The organism is Pseudomonas sp. SBT1-2, assembly GCF_028640875.1.
GTDB lineage: Bacteria > Pseudomonadota > Gammaproteobacteria > Pseudomonadales > Pseudomonadaceae > Aquipseudomonas > Aquipseudomonas chlororaphis_I.
This window is the reverse complement of the sequence record NZ_JAQZAA010000110.1, coordinates 75,936-90,614: the sequence shown is the minus strand read 5'-3', so window position 1 is coordinate 90,614 and position 14,679 is coordinate 75,936. Positions and strand designations below refer to the sequence as shown.

Annotated in this window: 12 protein-coding genes; 11 read left to right on the top strand and 1 reads right to left on the bottom strand. The window is 58.8% G+C overall.

Annotation, left to right across the window (positions count from 1 at the left end; genetic code table 11):
- The first annotated feature begins 169 nt into the window (after positions 1-169).
- The 8 genes from grpE (at position 170) to PVZ78_RS25255 (ending at position 10,649) form a co-directional block, all read left to right on the top strand.
- Complete coding sequence (gene grpE / locus PVZ78_RS25290; protein WP_007920848.1) at positions 170-736, top strand: nucleotide exchange factor GrpE; 567 nt, start codon at positions 170-172, stop codon at positions 734-736.
- Between the two features lie 102 nt (positions 737-838).
- Positions 839-2,755, top strand: a complete 1,917-nt coding sequence (gene dnaK, locus PVZ78_RS25285) for a molecular chaperone DnaK (RefSeq protein WP_009046925.1) — start codon at positions 839-841, stop codon at positions 2,753-2,755.
- A 324-nt stretch (positions 2,756-3,079) separates the two neighbouring features.
- The gene (gene dnaJ, locus PVZ78_RS25280; protein ID WP_009042118.1) at positions 3,080-4,204 is read left to right on the top strand and encodes a molecular chaperone DnaJ; all 1,125 of its coding nucleotides are present in this window, start codon (positions 3,080-3,082) and stop codon (positions 4,202-4,204) included.
- Between the two features lie 10 nt (positions 4,205-4,214).
- Positions 4,215-5,021 carry a 4-hydroxy-tetrahydrodipicolinate reductase gene (gene dapB / locus PVZ78_RS25275; RefSeq protein WP_009046926.1) on the top strand — a complete coding sequence of 269 codons (807 nt, stop codon included), beginning with the start codon at positions 4,215-4,217 and terminating at the stop codon, positions 5,019-5,021.
- Between the two features lie 259 nt (positions 5,022-5,280).
- Entirely contained in the window at positions 5,281-6,417 is a 1,137-nt protein-coding gene (carA, locus tag PVZ78_RS25270; RefSeq protein ID WP_009046927.1) for a glutamine-hydrolyzing carbamoyl-phosphate synthase small subunit, read from the top strand.
- 104 nt (positions 6,418-6,521) lie between these two features.
- Entirely contained in the window at positions 6,522-9,743 is a 3,222-nt protein-coding gene (gene carB / locus PVZ78_RS25265) for a carbamoyl-phosphate synthase large subunit (RefSeq protein WP_007920860.1), read from the top strand.
- On the top strand, positions 9,740-10,216 hold the full coding sequence (gene greA, locus PVZ78_RS25260; RefSeq protein WP_009042122.1) for a transcription elongation factor GreA: 477 nt from the start codon (positions 9,740-9,742) through the stop codon (positions 10,214-10,216). Before carB ends, greA begins: the two co-directional genes overlap by 4 nt.
- A gap of 28 nt (positions 10,217-10,244) precedes the next feature.
- Positions 10,245-10,649, top strand: a complete 405-nt coding sequence (locus PVZ78_RS25255) for a hypothetical protein (RefSeq protein WP_016701662.1) — start codon at positions 10,245-10,247, stop codon at positions 10,647-10,649.
- 12 nt (positions 10,650-10,661) lie between these two features.
- Here PVZ78_RS25255 and PVZ78_RS25250 read toward each other — a convergent pair whose 3' ends face one another.
- The gene (locus PVZ78_RS25250; RefSeq protein WP_007920867.1) at positions 10,662-10,970 is read right to left on the bottom strand and encodes a YhbY family RNA-binding protein; all 309 of its coding nucleotides are present in this window, start codon (positions 10,968-10,970) and stop codon (positions 10,662-10,664) included.
- 106 nt (positions 10,971-11,076) lie between these two features.
- Between PVZ78_RS25250 and rlmE the strand changes: the two genes are divergently transcribed.
- The 3 genes from rlmE to folP all read left to right on the top strand — a co-directional run bounded on the left by rlmE (position 11,077) and on the right by folP (position 14,672).
- On the top strand, positions 11,077-11,706 hold the full coding sequence (gene rlmE, locus PVZ78_RS25245) for a 23S rRNA (uridine(2552)-2'-O)-methyltransferase RlmE (protein ID WP_007920869.1): 630 nt from the start codon (positions 11,077-11,079) through the stop codon (positions 11,704-11,706).
- Positions 11,707-11,907: 201 nt separating this feature from the next.
- Entirely contained in the window at positions 11,908-13,812 is a 1,905-nt protein-coding gene (gene ftsH, locus PVZ78_RS25240; protein ID WP_009046930.1) for an ATP-dependent zinc metalloprotease FtsH, read from the top strand.
- A gap of 8 nt (positions 13,813-13,820) precedes the next feature.
- Positions 13,821-14,672 carry a dihydropteroate synthase gene (folP, locus tag PVZ78_RS25235; protein WP_101281796.1) on the top strand — a complete coding sequence of 284 codons (852 nt, stop codon included), beginning with the start codon at positions 13,821-13,823 and terminating at the stop codon, positions 14,670-14,672.
- Positions 14,673-14,679 lie beyond the last annotated feature (7 nt).

The following is a 14,679-nucleotide window of genomic DNA, read 5'->3' as shown; positions in this document are numbered from 1 at the left end:
CTTGCTTGGCAGGTTTTTTTATCGCGTGTGGGAATGGTTGGGGAGAGGCGTTTTGCTTCGCGCGATGATTTTTGCCGAGGGCGCGGCCCTTGAACCTGAAAAATGCGACCCCATATACCGGGGCAGAAGCGTGAGTTGAGCTCACGGACGATATTGAAAGGAGAATTGTATGGCTGACGAACAGACGCTGGATACGCAAAATCTCGACGCCAATCAGGCCCCTGAGGCTTCGGGCGAAGATCTGGCGGCTCGTGTGCAAGTGCTCGAAGAGCAGTTGGCTGGCGCTCAGGATCAGGCATTGCGTGTTGCGGCCGATCTGCAGAACGTCCGCCGCCGTGCCGAGCAGGATGTAGAAAAAGCTCACAAATTCGCCCTCGAGCGTTTTGCTGGCGACCTGCTGCCGGTGATCGACAGCCTCGAGCGCGGTCTTGAGTTGTCCAGCCCGGACGACGAGAGCATTCGTCCGATGCGTGAAGGTATCGAACTGACCCTGAAGATGTTCCAGGACACCCTGAAGCGTTATCAGCTGGAAGCGATCGATCCGCATGGCGAACCGTTCAACGCTGAACAGCACCAGGCGATGGCCATGCAGGAAAGTGCCGACGTCGAACCGAACAGCGTTCTCAAGGTGTTCCAGAAGGGCTATCAGCTCAACGGTCGCCTGCTGCGCCCGGCCATGGTCGTGGTCAGCAAGGCACCCGCACCGGTTTCGCCTTCGATTGACGAGAAGGCTTGAAATCGCGCGCAGGGCCCCCATTTATAGGCCAAGCGTTTAAGTGCTACCGCAGTCGGCCACCACTGCTGCGGCAACAAAATCTAAAGTTTCGGGAGAGTTAACATGGGCAAAATTATCGGTATCGACCTGGGGACTACCAACTCCTGCGTCTCCATTCTTGAAAACGGCAACGTAAAAGTTATCGAAAACGCTGAAGGCGCGCGTACCACGCCGTCCATCATCGCTTACGCCAACGATGGCGAAATCCTGGTTGGCCAGTCGGCCAAGCGTCAGGCAGTGACCAACCCGCACAACACCCTGTACGCGGTGAAGCGTCTGATCGGTCGTCGTTTCGACGAAGAAGTCGTACAGAAAGACATCCAGATGGTCCCTTACAAGATCGTCAAGGCTGACAACAACGACGCCTGGGTTGAAGTGAACGGCCAGAAAATGGCTCCGCCACAGATCTCGGCTGAAATCCTCAAGAAAATGAAGAAGACAGCCGAAGACTACCTCGGCGAAGCTGTGACCGAAGCGGTGATCACCGTTCCGGCCTACTTCAACGACAGCCAGCGCCAGGCGACCAAAGACGCCGGCCGCATCGCGGGCCTGGACGTAAAACGCATCATCAACGAACCAACCGCGGCCGCTCTGGCTTACGGCATGGACAAGGCCAAGGGCGATCACACTGTGATCGTTTATGACCTGGGTGGCGGTACCTTCGACGTTTCCGTGATCGAAATCGCTGAAGTCGATGGCGAGCACCAGTTCGAAGTACTGGCAACCAACGGTGACACCTTCCTCGGTGGTGAAGACTTCGACATCCGTCTGATCGACTACCTCGTGGACGAGTTCAAGAAAGAAAGCGGCATGAACCTCAAGGGTGACCCGCTGGCCATGCAGCGTCTGAAAGAAGCTGCTGAAAAGGCCAAGATCGAGCTGTCCTCGAGCCAGCAGACCGACGTCAACCTGCCGTACATCACTGCAGACGCCACCGGTCCTAAGCACCTGAACGTGAAGATCTCCCGCGCCAAGCTGGAATCGCTGGTCGAAGACCTGGTTCAGCGCACCATCGAGCCTTGCCGCATCGCCATGAAAGACGCCGGTATCGACGTCAGCAAGATCAACGACGTGATCCTGGTCGGCGGCCAGACCCGTATGCCACTGGTTCAGAAGACCGTTACCGATTTCTTCGGTAAGGAAGCACGCAAGGACGTGAACCCGGACGAAGCTGTTGCCATGGGTGCTGCCATCCAGGGCGCGGTACTGGCCGGTGACGTGAAAGACGTACTGCTGCTGGACGTCAGCCCGCTGACTCTGGGTATCGAAACCATGGGTGGCGTGATGACCGCGCTGATCGAGAAAAACACCACGATTCCTACCAAGAAATCGCAAGTGTTCTCGACTGCCGACGATAACCAGGGCGCAGTGACCATTCACGTACTGCAGGGCGAACGTAAGCAAGCCGCGCAGAACAAGTCCCTGGGCAAGTTCGACCTGGCCGAGATCCCGCCAGCTCCACGTGGTGTGCCGCAAATCGAAGTGACCTTCGACATCGACGCCAACGGCATCCTGCACGTAGGTGCGAAAGACAAGGCGACCGGCAAGACCCAGTCGATCGTGATCAAGGCCAACTCCGGTCTGTCCGAGGAAGAAATTCAGCAGATGGTTCGTGATGCTGAAGTCAACGCCGAAGAAGACCGCAAGTTCGAAGAGCTGGCCAGCGCGCGTAACCAAGGCGATGCCCTGGTTCACTCGACTCGCAAGATGATCGCTGATGCGGGCGACAAAGTGACCGCCGAAGAGAAGACTGCGATCGAAGCTGCCGTGGTTGCCCTTGAAGCCGCTATCAAAGGCGACGACAAGGCTGCCATCGACGCCAAGGTCGAAGAACTGTCGAAAGTGTCGGCTCCGGTCGCTCAGAAGATGTACGCCGAGCAGGCTCAGCCGGCAGAAGGCGCAGCTTCGCAGGCCGAATCGGCCGAGAAAGCCGATGACGTCGTCGACGCCGAGTTCGAAGAAGTAAAAGACCACAAGTAAGACTGCTTGTCGGTCGGCCGGTTGACTGCCTTTGTGCGGTGACTGGTAGGATGTCGCCGCGCGGGAGCTTGCTCCCGCGTTGGCGTGTCTGGAGCAAGCGAATTTTTTACGGCGTGCGGCTCTTTTCGCGCGCTGGCGGTATGGTCGGAAATGCTCCTGCTTTCCGTTCGGGATTACCGCAATTGTCGGCCAGTCTGTTGGTCGTCTATCCAAGACCAGGATCGTTGAATTGACGTGAGTTGGGTCCGGGCCTGTATTGGGGCTCAACGAGTTTGACGAGGCTCAGGAGAGTGTTGTCGAACGTCCTTAAGAGTGCGAAGACTTATGGCAAAGCGTGACTATTACGAAGTATTGGGTGTGGAGCGAGGCTCGAGCGAAGCCGACCTGAAAAAGGCTTACCGCCGCCTGGCGATGAAGCACCACCCGGACCGTAATCCCGGCGACAAAGCGTCGGAAGATATGTTCAAGGAGGCCAACGAGGCCTACGAAGTATTGTCTGACTCGAGCAAGCGCGCGGCTTATGACCAGTACGGTCATGCCGGTGTCGATCCGAGCATGGGTGGCGGTGGCGCCGGTTTCGGTGGCCAGAATTTCTCCGACATCTTTGGCGATGTCTTCAGTGATTTCTTTGGTGGCGGTCGCGGCGGCTCCCGTGGTGGTGCTCAGCGTGGCAGTGACTTGCGCTACACCCTGGAGCTGAACCTGGAAGAGGCGGTGCGCGGTACCACCGTGAATATCCGCGTTCCGACGCTGGTCAACTGCAAGCCTTGCGATGGCTCGGGTGCCAAGAAAGGCTCTTCGCCGGTGACCTGCCCGACCTGTGGCGGTATCGGCCAGGTGCGCATGCAGCAGGGCTTCTTCTCGGTGCAGCAGACCTGCCCGCGTTGCCATGGCCAGGGCAAGATCATTTCCGACCCGTGCGACTCCTGCCACGGCGAAGGCCGCGTCGAAGAGTACAAGACGCTGTCGGTGAAGGTGCCGGCGGGTGTCGATACCGGCGACCGCATTCGTCTGTCCGGCGAAGGGGAGGCGGGTACCCAGGGCGGCCCTACGGGCGACCTGTATGTGGTGATCAATGTGCGTGAGCACGCGATCTTCCAGCGCGACGGCAAGCACCTGTTCTGTGAAGTGCCTATCAGCTTCGTTGACGCGGCGCTGGGCGGCGAGCTGGAGATCCCGACGCTGGATGGCCGAGTCAAGCTGAAGATCCCTGAGGGGACCCAGACTGGCAAGCAGTTCCGCGTGCGTGGCAAGGGCGTGGCTCCGGTTCGTGGCGGCGGCGCTGGCGACTTGATGTGTCGTGTCGCGGTAGAAACGCCGGTAAACCTGAGTCGTCGTCAGCGTGAGCTGCTCGAAGAGCTGCGTGGTTCCCTGGCGGACGACAATACCCACTCGCCGAAAACCACTGGTTGGTTCGAAGGCGTGAAGCGCTTCTTTGGCGACCTGTAAGGAGCGCGGCATGCGACGTATAGCTGTAATGGGCGCCGCAGGGCGCATGGGCAAGAACCTGGTGGAGGCTGTGCAGCAACGCTCGCCGCTCTCCGGGCTTACCGCAGCCATCGTACGGCCTGGCAGTTCGTTGGTCGGTGCCGATGCTGGTGAGCTGGCGTCGCTGGGGCGCATTGGTGTGCCGATGTCCGACAGCCTGGAAAAGGTCGCCGATGAATTCGATGTGTTGATCGATTTCACGCTTCCGGAAGTGATGCTGAAAAACCTGGCGTTCTGCCGTAAGGCGGGCAAGGCCATGGTGATCGGTACCACGGGGCTGGGCGCCAAGGAAAAGCAGATGCTGGCCGAGGCGGGCAAGGATATTCCGATCGTGTTCGCCGCCAACTTCAGTGTTGGCGTCAACCTCTCGCTGAAGTTGCTCGACATGGCGGCCCGCGTGCTGGGCGATGATGCGGACATCGAAATCATCGAGGCGCATCACCGGCACAAGATCGACGCGCCTTCAGGTACGGCCTTGCGCATGGGTGAGGTGATTGCCGATGCGCTGGGGCGTGACCTGCAGAAGGTCGCAGTGTATGGCCGTGAAGGTCATACCGGTGCGCGTGAGCGTGAAACCATTGGTTTCGCCACGGTTCGTGGTGGTGATGTGGTTGGCGATCACACCGTGTTGTTCGCCGCCGAGGGCGAGCGCCTGGAGATCACCCACAAGGCCTCCAGTCGCATGACTTTCGCCAAGGGTGCGGTACGTGCTGCGTTGTGGCTGGACGGTCGTCCGGCGGGTCTTTATGACATGCAGGATGTGCTGGATCTGCGTTGAGATGCATCCAAAACAGGGCCAGGCTTCGCGCTTGAGCCCTGTTTTTTACCCGCTAAGCGATGTTCTGTCGCATTCCTCTGCCTTTAAGGCTCTTTAGCGGTGGACCAAAAAAGCCTTTTTCTGTAAGCTACAGCTTTAGTGTGTCCACTAAAAGCGCGCAGAATAATTCGGTGAAGAAGCGGGGTGACGTGTCCATACGTCACTCCGCTTTTTTACAACCTGCGATCGCCCTTTCAGGCTTTATTTACGGGAGGTCTTCTTGACTAAGCCAGCCATACTCGCCCTTGCTGATGGCAGCATTTTTCGCGGCGAAGCCATTGGAGCCGACGGTCAAACCGTTGGTGAGGTGGTGTTTAACACCGCAATGACCGGCTATCAGGAAATCCTTACCGATCCTTCCTACGCCCAACAGATCGTTACCCTGACTTACCCGCATATCGGCAATACCGGCACCACGCCGGAAGACGCCGAGTCCGATCGTGTCTGGTCGGCCGGTCTGGTGATTCGCGACCTGCCTCTGGTTGCGAGCAACTGGCGTAACACCCTGTCCCTGTCCGACTACCTGAAAGCCAACAATGTCGTGGCAATCGCCGGTATCGACACCCGTCGCCTGACGCGCATCCTGCGCGAGAAAGGTGCGCAGAACGGCTGCATCATGGCCGGCGACAATATCTCCGACGAAGCGGCGATTGCCGCTGCACGCGGCTTCCCGGGCCTGAAAGGCATGGATCTGGCGAAGGTCGTCAGTACCAAGGAAAGCTACGAGTGGCGCTCCAGTGTCTGGAACCTGAAGACCGACAGTCATCCGACCATCGAAGCTTCCGAGCTGCCTTACCACGTGGTTGCCTACGACTACGGCGTCAAGCTGAACATCCTGCGCATGCTGGTCGAACGCGGTTGCCGCGTGACCGTGGTGCCTGCGCAAACCCCGGCCAGCGAAGCGCTGGCGCTCAAGCCTGACGGTGTGTTCCTGTCCAACGGCCCTGGCGACCCCGAGCCTTGCGATTACGCCATCCAGGCGATCAAGGACGTGCTGGAGACCGAGATTCCGGTCTTCGGTATCTGTCTGGGCCACCAACTGCTGGCACTGGCCGCCGGCGCCAAGACAGTGAAGATGGGCCACGGCCACCACGGCGCCAACCACCCGGTCCAGGACCTGGACAGCGGTGTGGTGATGATCACCAGCCAGAACCACGGTTTTGCGGTGGACGAAGCCACCCTGCCGGGCAACGTGCGGGCGATCCACAAGTCGCTGTTCGACGGCACCCTGCAAGGCATCGAGCTGACCGACAAGAGCGCATTCAGCTTCCAGGGCCACCCTGAAGCGAGCCCGGGCCCGAACGATGTGGCGCCGCTGTTCGATCGTTTCATCAACGAGATGGCCAAGCGACGCTGAGTGCTCGCCCCTGAAGGTGGCCCCGGCCTCGGCGGCCCCTTCAGCGCTTCAGAGATTTGATCAAGACGGCTTGCCGACTGACCTGCGGATTTGAGTGACAACCCATGCCAAAACGTACAGACATTAAAAGCATCCTGATTCTCGGCGCTGGCCCGATCGTGATCGGCCAGGCCTGCGAATTCGACTACTCCGGCGCCCAGGCCTGCAAGGCCCTGCGCGAAGAGGGTTACCGGGTCATCCTGGTGAACTCCAACCCGGCGACCATCATGACCGACCCGGCCATGGCCGACGCCACCTACATCGAGCCGATCAAGTGGCAGACCGTTGCCAAGATCATCGAGAAAGAGCGTCCGGACGCTCTGCTGCCGACCATGGGTGGCCAGACTGCGCTGAACTGCGCCCTGGACCTGGAGCGCGAAGGCGTTCTGGAGAAGTTCGGCGTGGAAATGATCGGCGCCAATGCCGACACCATCGACAAGGCTGAAGACCGTTCGCGCTTCGACACCGCGATGAAGGCGATCGGCCTGGAGTGCCCGCGCTCCGGTATCGCCCACAGCATGGACGAGGCCAATGCGGTTCTCGAAAAGCTGGGCTTCCCGTGCATCATCCGTCCGTCCTTCACCATGGGCGGCACCGGTGGCGGTATCGCCTACAACCGTGAAGAGTTCGAAGAGATCTGCGCCCGCGGCCTGGACCTGTCGCCGACCAAGGAACTGCTGATCGACGAATCGCTGATCGGCTGGAAAGAGTACGAGATGGAGGTGGTCCGCGATAAAAAGGACAACTGCATCATCGTTTGCTCGATCGAGAACTTCGACCCGATGGGCGTGCACACCGGTGACTCGATCACCGTGGCTCCAGCACAGACCCTGACCGACAAGGAATACCAGATCCTGCGTAACGCCTCCCTGGCGGTACTGCGCGAGATCGGCGTGGAAACCGGCGGCTCCAACGTCCAGTTCGGCATCTGCCCGAACACTGGCCGCATGGTAGTGATCGAGATGAACCCGCGGGTATCCCGTTCTTCGGCCCTGGCTTCGAAAGCCACCGGCTTCCCGATTGCCAAGGTCGCGGCCAAGTTGGCTGTGGGTTATACCCTGGACGAACTGTCGAACGACATCACCGGCGGCAAGACCCCGGCGTCCTTCGAGCCGTCCATCGACTACGTCGTGACCAAGCTGCCACGCTTCGCCTTCGAGAAGTTCGCTAAGGCTGACGCTCGCCTGACCACTCAGATGAAGTCGGTGGGTGAAGTAATGGCCATTGGCCGGACCTTCCAGGAGTCCCTGCAGAAAGCACTGCGCGGCCTGGAAGTGGGGGTCTGCGGTCTGGATCCGAAGCTCGACCTGAGCAATCCGGAAAGCATGAACGTGCTCAAGCGCGAACTGACCGTGCCGGGCGCCGAGCGCATCTGGTACGTGGCTGACGCCTTCCGTGCCGGCATGACCGTCGAGCAGATCTTCGGCATGAACATGATCGACCCTTGGTTCCTGGTGCAGATCGAAGATCTGATCAAGGAAGAGGAGAAGGTCAAGACTCTGGGCCTGTCGGCCATCGACCGCGACCTGATGTTCCGCCTCAAGCGCAAAGGCTTCTCCGACCAGCGTCTGGCCAAGCTGCTGGGCGTGACCGAGAAGAACCTGCGTACCCACCGCCACAAGCTGGAAGTGTTCCCGGTCTACAAGCGCGTCGACACCTGCGCCGCCGAGTTCGCCACCGATACCGCCTACCTGTACTCGACCTACGAGGAAGAGTGCGAGGCAGCGCCTTCGGGGCGCGACAAGATCATGATCCTGGGCGGCGGTCCGAACCGCATCGGCCAGGGCATCGAGTTCGACTACTGCTGCGTGCACGCGGCACTGGCGCTGCGTGACGATGGTTATGAAACCATCATGGTCAACTGCAACCCGGAAACCGTTTCCACCGACTACGACACTTCCGATCGCCTGTACTTCGAGCCGGTGACCCTGGAAGACGTGCTGGAAATCGTCCGCGTCGAAAAGCCAAAAGGCGTGATCGTCCAGTACGGTGGCCAGACTCCATTGAAACTGGCGCGTGCCCTGGAAGCGGCCGGCGTGCCGATCATCGGTACCAGCCCTGACGCCATCGACCGTGCCGAAGACCGTGAGCGCTTCCAGCAGATGGTCGAGCGCCTGAACCTGCGTCAGCCACCAAACGCCACTGTGCGTAGCGAAGACGAAGCGATTCGTGCCGCGGCCAAGATCGGCTACCCGCTGGTGGTGCGTCCGTCCTATGTACTGGGCGGCCGGGCGATGGAAATCGTTTACGAAGAAGAAGAGCTCAAGCGCTACCTGCGTGAAGCGGTACAAGTGTCTAACGACAGCCCGGTGCTGCTGGACCACTTCCTCAACTGCGCCATCGAGATGGATGTGGATGCGGTCTGCGACGGCAAGGATGTGGTGATCGGCGCGATCATGCAGCACATCGAGCAGGCTGGCGTGCACTCCGGTGACTCCGCTTGCTCGCTGCCGCCGTACTCGCTGCCGGCGCACATCCAGGACGAGATGCGTGAGCAGGTCAAGAAGATGGCGCTGGAGCTGGGCGTGGTCGGCCTGATGAACGTACAGCTGGCCCTGCAGGGCGAGCAGATCTACGTCATCGAGGTGAACCCGCGTGCTTCCCGTACCGTGCCGTTCGTTTCCAAGTGCATCGGTGTCTCCCTGGCAATGATCGCCGCGCGTGTCATGGCGGGTAAGACCCTGAAAGAGCTGGGCTTCACCAAGGAAATCATTCCTAACTTCTACAGCGTCAAGGAAGCGGTGTTCCCGTTCGCCAAGTTCCCGGGCGTCGACCCGATCCTCGGCCCAGAGATGAAGTCGACCGGTGAAGTGATGGGCGTCGGTGACACCTTCGGTGAAGCCTTTGCCAAGGCCCAGATGGGCGCCAGCGAAGTGCTGCCGACCGGTGGTACCGCATTCATCAGCGTGCGCGACGATGACAAGCCACTGGTTGCAGGCGTGGCTCGCGATCTGATCAACTTGGGCTTCGAAGTGGTCGCCACTGCCGGTACTGCCAAGCTGATCGAGGCGGCAGGCCTGAAGGTGCGTCGCGTGAACAAGGTGACTGAAGGTCGTCCGCACGTGGTCGACATGATCAAGAATGACGAAGTCACGCTGATCATCAACACCACCGAAGGTCGTCAGTCGATCGCCGACTCTTATTCCATTCGTCGTAACGCCTTGCAGCACAAGATCTACTGCACCACTACCATTGCTGCGGGCGAGGCCATCTGTGAAGCGCTCAAGTTCGGTCCGGAAAAGACCGTGCGCCGCTTGCAGGATCTACATGCAGGATTGAAGGCATGAATAAATACCCAATGACCGTCCAGGGCTCCAAGGCCCTGGAAGAAGAGTTGACGTTCCTCAGCAAGGTCGAGCGGCCACGCTTGAGCCAGGCCATCGGTGAGGCTCGTGAACTCGGTGACCTCAAGGAAAACGCTGAATACCATGCTGCCCGCGAGGAGCAGGGAATGGTTGAGGCGCGGATCCGTGACATTGAAGGCCGCCTGCAAAACTCGGTTGTCATCGATGTGACGAGCATTCCCCATACAGGCAAGGTGATTTTCGGCACTACCGTCGAAATCGCCAACGTCGAAACCGATGAAAGCGTCACTTACCAGATCGTTGGTGAGGATGAGGCTGATATCAAGCTCGGAAAGATCTCTGTAGGTTCGCCCATTGCCCGTGCCTTGATCGCCAAGGAAGAGGGTGATGTGGTTGCCGTTAAAACGCCTAGCGGCGTGATCGAGTACGAGATTGTCGAAGTCCGCCACATCTGAACGAGGGCGCCTGCTGAATGCAGGCGCCATGCTTTGGCAACTGACCCAGATGTTGTGGGTTGGTGGTGTGTGGTTATTGCATGTCGGCTTATTGCCGGTGCTGGGCCAGATTGGCCTGGCGCCGCTGCTGATCGAAGAGATCGGCAATGTGCTGAGTGCGCTGCTGGTTGGTTTTTCAGCGGTATGCATCGTTCTTCAGATGCTGGTATTGGTACGTGCTGAAGGGCTGGCGAGCCTGTGGCGGGATATGCGAGGGCAGTTGCTGTTGATGGCGCTATGTGCGTGCACGATGTATTTCGTGGTGCGCTTCGGGCTGTCGGATGTCGAGCGCTGGCAACTGTTCAGCTATCTTGTCTTGGGTTTTTCCGGCCTGGTGCTGGTATTGCAGCCGGTGCCTGGATGGAGTGGCAGGGCGCGCGAAGCACGCCCTTGACCCCTGTCGACGTCAGTGGAAGCGATGGACGTTGGACAGTTGCTTGTTTACCTTGGCGTTCTTGCGATAAATCAACGCCATTTTGCCGATGACCTGCACCAGATCCGCTTTGCCGGCCTTGCACAGTTCTGCAATGGCTTCCAGGCGGGACTCGCGTTCGAGGATGTTGAGCTTGATCTTGATCAGCTCATGATCGCTCAAGGCGCGTTCAAGTTCGGCCAACACACCTTCGGTCAAACCGTTGTCAGCCACAGTCAATACTGGTTTCAGATGGTGGCCAATGGATTTGTACTGTTTCTTCTGCTCTTGAGTGAGCGGCATAATCTGACCCCTGCGTCTGATCTTGTAAAAAGCGGCGGCCAGTTTACCCGAGCGCGTCCGGGACCGCCCAGTTAATCACGACCCGTTTTATTTTTTGAGGTGGCCCGTGGCCCGTTCCAAAACAAGCCATAACTGGCTGAAAGAGCACTTCAACGACCCATTCGTCAAAATGGCGCAAAAAGATGGGTACCGTTCGCGTGCCAGCTACAAATTGCTGGAAATCCAGGAAAAGGATCGTTTGATCCGGCCGGGCATGAGTGTCATCGACCTGGGCGCGGCGCCAGGAGGCTGGTCGCAGGTGACCAGTCGTCTGATTGGTGGGCAGGGGCGGCTGATCGCTTCCGACATCCTGGAAATGGACAGCATCCCTGATGTCACCTTTATTCAGGGCGACTTCACCGAAGACGCAGTGTTGGCTCAAATCCTCGAGGCAGTCGGAAATTCCCAGGTGGACCTTGTGATTTCCGATATGGCCCCCAATATGAGTGGTACGCCTGCCGTAGATATGCCGCGGGCGATGTTTCTGTGCGAGTTGGCACTTGATTTGGCGGGGCGGGTTCTTCGTCCCGGTGGTGACTTCCTGATAAAGATTTTCCAGGGAGAAGGTTTCGACGAATACCACAAGAACGTTCGCAAGATGTTCGACAAGGTAGTGATGCGCAAACCGAGTTCTTCCCGTGATCGTTCTCGCGAGCAATATCTGCTGGGACGTGGCTTTCGCGGGCGTATCGAGTAAAGGTTGGTTTTGACCGGGTTGATAGTTTTTTCGTATTTCGCCCGGGGGGCTTAAGCGAATATTGTGTAATCTGGGTTTCACAAAGGGTTACAGACAGCGCCTGCCAGAGCTGTAGGTAATGTAGTAAGTTAGGTCGGTGAATATCATGCGAAGCGCGCGCCAGCAGCGGAGCTTGCTTCAGAGGGTAGTTAATTGAACGATATGGCAAAGAATCTGATCCTGTGGTTGATCATCGCGGCTGTCCTGGTGACGGTGATGAACAACTTCTCCAGCCCTAACGAGCCGCAGACCCTCAACTATTCCGACTTTATCCAGCAAGTTAAGGATGGCAAGGTCGAGCGCGTAGCCGTTGATGGTTATGTGATTACCGGCAAGCGCAACGATGGCGATAGCTTCAAGACCATTCGTCCTGCGATTCAGGACAACGGTCTGATCGGTGACCTGGTGGATAACCATGTGGTCGTCGAAGGCAAGCAGCCTGAGCAGCAAAGCATCTGGACCCAATTGCTGGTCGCCAGCTTCCCGATTCTGGTGATCATCGCCGTCTTCATGTTCTTCATGCGGCAGATGCAGGGCGGTGCCGGTGGCAAGGGCGGGCCGATGAGCTTTGGCAAGAGCAAGGCGCGCCTGTTGTCCGAAGACCAGGTGAAAACCACCCTGGCGGATGTCGCAGGTTGCGACGAAGCCAAGGAAGAAGTGGGTGAGCTGGTTGAATTCCTCCGCGATCCAGGCAAGTTTCAGCGTCTGGGTGGCCGTATTCCTCGTGGCGTGCTGATGGTTGGCCCGCCGGGTACCGGTAAGACCTTGCTGGCCAAGGCTATCGCCGGTGAAGCCAAGGTTCCGTTCTTCACCATTTCCGGTTCCGACTTCGTCGAAATGTTCGTCGGTGTAGGTGCCAGCCGCGTTCGCGATATGTTCGAGCAGGCCAAGAAACATGCTCCGTGCATCATCTTCATCGACGAAATCGATGCTGTCGGTCGCCATCGTGGTGCCGGCATGGGTGGTGGTCATGATGAGCGCGAACAGACTCTCAACCAGTTGCTGGTCGAGATGGATGGCTTTGAAATGAACGACGGCATCATTGTCATTGCCGCCACCAACCGTCCTGATGTACTGGACCCGGCGTTGCTGCGCCCTGGTCGCTTCGACCGTCAGGTCGTGGTCGGTCTGCCGGATATTCGTGGTCGTGAGCAGATCCTGAAAGTTCACATGCGTAAAGTGCCAATGGGTGAGGATGTCGCACCGGCGGTGATCGCTCGTGGTACACCTGGCTTCTCTGGTGCTGACCTGGCCAACCTGGTGAACGAGGCGTCGCTCTTCGCTGCCCGTAGCGGCAAGCGCATCGTCGAGATGAAAGAGTTCGAGCTGGCAAAAGACAAGATCATGATGGGCGCGGAGCGCAAGTCCATGGTCATGTCCGAGAAGGAAAAGCAGAACACTGCTTATCACGAAGCTGGCCATGCCATCGTCGGTCGCGTAGTGCCTGAGCACGATCCGGTCTACAAGGTTTCGATCATCCCGCGCGGTCGGGCTCTGGGCGTGACCATGTTCCTGCCGGAAGAGGATCGCTACAGCCTGTCCAAGCGAGCGCTGATCAGTCAGATCTGCTCGCTGTACGGCGGTCGTATCGCTGAAGAAATGACATTGGGCTTTGACGGTGTAACTACCGGTGCTTCCAACGACATCATGCGCGCCAGTCAGATTGCGCGGAACATGGTGACCAAGTGGGGGTTGTCCGAAAAACTGGGCCCGTTGATGTATGCCGAAGAAGAGGGCGAGGTTTTCCTGGGGCGCAGTGCTGGCAGCCAGCATGCCAGCCTGTCTGCGGAAACCGCCAAGCTGATCGACTCCGAAGTTCGTAGCATCATCGACCAGTGCTATGGCACCGCCAAGCAGATCCTCACGGATAACCGCGACAAGCTGGATGCGATGGCCGATGCCTTGATGAAGTATGAAACCATCGATGCCGAGCAAATCGACGACATCATGGCTGGTCGTACCCCTCGCGAGCCTCGCGATTGGGAGGGCGGTTCGGGTACCACACCTCCGGTGGTGCAGAATGAACGCCCAGAGACACCGATCGGCGGCCCGGCTGCTGACCACTAAGGCTTGAAATGACTTCTTCGTCGTCCTCGACCCGGTTGCCTTGCGGCAACCGGGTTCTTGATTTGGCCCATACGCATGTCATGGGCATTCTGAATGTAACTCCCGATTCCTTTTCCGATGGTGGCCGCTTCAGTCAGTTGGATGCTGCCTTGCGCCATGCCGAGGGCATGGTGCTGGCGGGCGCGACGCTCATCGATGTGGGGGGCGAGTCCACTCGTCCTGGCGCGCGGGCGGTATCGCCGCTTGAAGAGCTTGAGCGGGTAGCGCCTATCGTCGAGCGCATCCATCGTGAGCTGGATGTCATTATTTCGGTCGATACCTCCACGCCTGCGGTCATGCGCGAAACTGCGCGCCTAGGTGCGGGGTTGATCAATGATGTCCGTTCGTTGCGACGGGATGGCGCGCTGGATGCGGCGGCGGCCACAGGCTTACCGGTTTGCCTCATGCATATGCTCGGTGAGCCAGGCGATATGCAGGACAATCCGCAGTATCGGGATGTAACCAAGGAAGTGGGTGAGTTCCTGGCTGAGCGTATGGCTCAGTGCGCTGCAGTGGGTATTGGGCCGGAACGGATCATTCTGGATCCAGGTTTTGGTTTCGCGAAGACCCTGCAGCACAACTTGAGCCTGTTCAAGCATATGGACGCCCTGCATGCCCTTGGTCGACCTCTGCTGGTCGGAGTTTCACGAAAGAGCATGATAGGTCAGGCATTGAACCGTCCTGTCGGAGAACGCCTGTATGGCGGGTTGGCTCTTGCCGCTCTGGCAATGTCTAAAGGCGCAAAGATCCTGCGGGTCCATGATGTGGCCGAGACGCTGGATGTCGTGCGGATGATTACAGCTGTGGAATCAGCCGAATAAGAATGAT

What these genes read in the sequence shown, in the direction of transcription:
- grpE (WP_007920848.1), top strand. Translation starts at nt 170, where the DNA reads ATGGCTGACGAACAGACGCTGGATACGCAAAATCTCGACGCCAATCAG.
- dnaK (WP_009046925.1), top strand. Translation starts at nt 839, where the DNA reads ATGGGCAAAATTATCGGTATCGACCTGGGGACTACCAACTCCTGCGTC.
- dnaJ (WP_009042118.1), top strand. Translation starts at nt 3,080, where the DNA reads ATGGCAAAGCGTGACTATTACGAAGTATTGGGTGTGGAGCGAGGCTCG.
- dapB (WP_009046926.1), top strand. Translation starts at nt 4,215, where the DNA reads ATGCGACGTATAGCTGTAATGGGCGCCGCAGGGCGCATGGGCAAGAAC.
- carB (WP_007920860.1), top strand. Translation starts at nt 6,522, where the DNA reads ATGCCAAAACGTACAGACATTAAAAGCATCCTGATTCTCGGCGCTGGC.
- greA (WP_009042122.1), top strand. Translation starts at nt 9,740, where the DNA reads ATGAATAAATACCCAATGACCGTCCAGGGCTCCAAGGCCCTGGAAGAA.
- PVZ78_RS25255 (WP_016701662.1), top strand. Translation starts at nt 10,245, where the DNA reads ATGCTTTGGCAACTGACCCAGATGTTGTGGGTTGGTGGTGTGTGGTTA.
- PVZ78_RS25250 (WP_007920867.1), bottom strand. Translation starts at nt 10,970, where the DNA reads ATGCCGCTCACTCAAGAGCAGAAGAAACAGTACAAATCCATTGGCCAC.
- ftsH (WP_009046930.1), top strand. Translation starts at nt 11,908, where the DNA reads ATGGCAAAGAATCTGATCCTGTGGTTGATCATCGCGGCTGTCCTGGTG.
- folP (WP_101281796.1), top strand. Translation starts at nt 13,821, where the DNA reads ATGACTTCTTCGTCGTCCTCGACCCGGTTGCCTTGCGGCAACCGGGTT.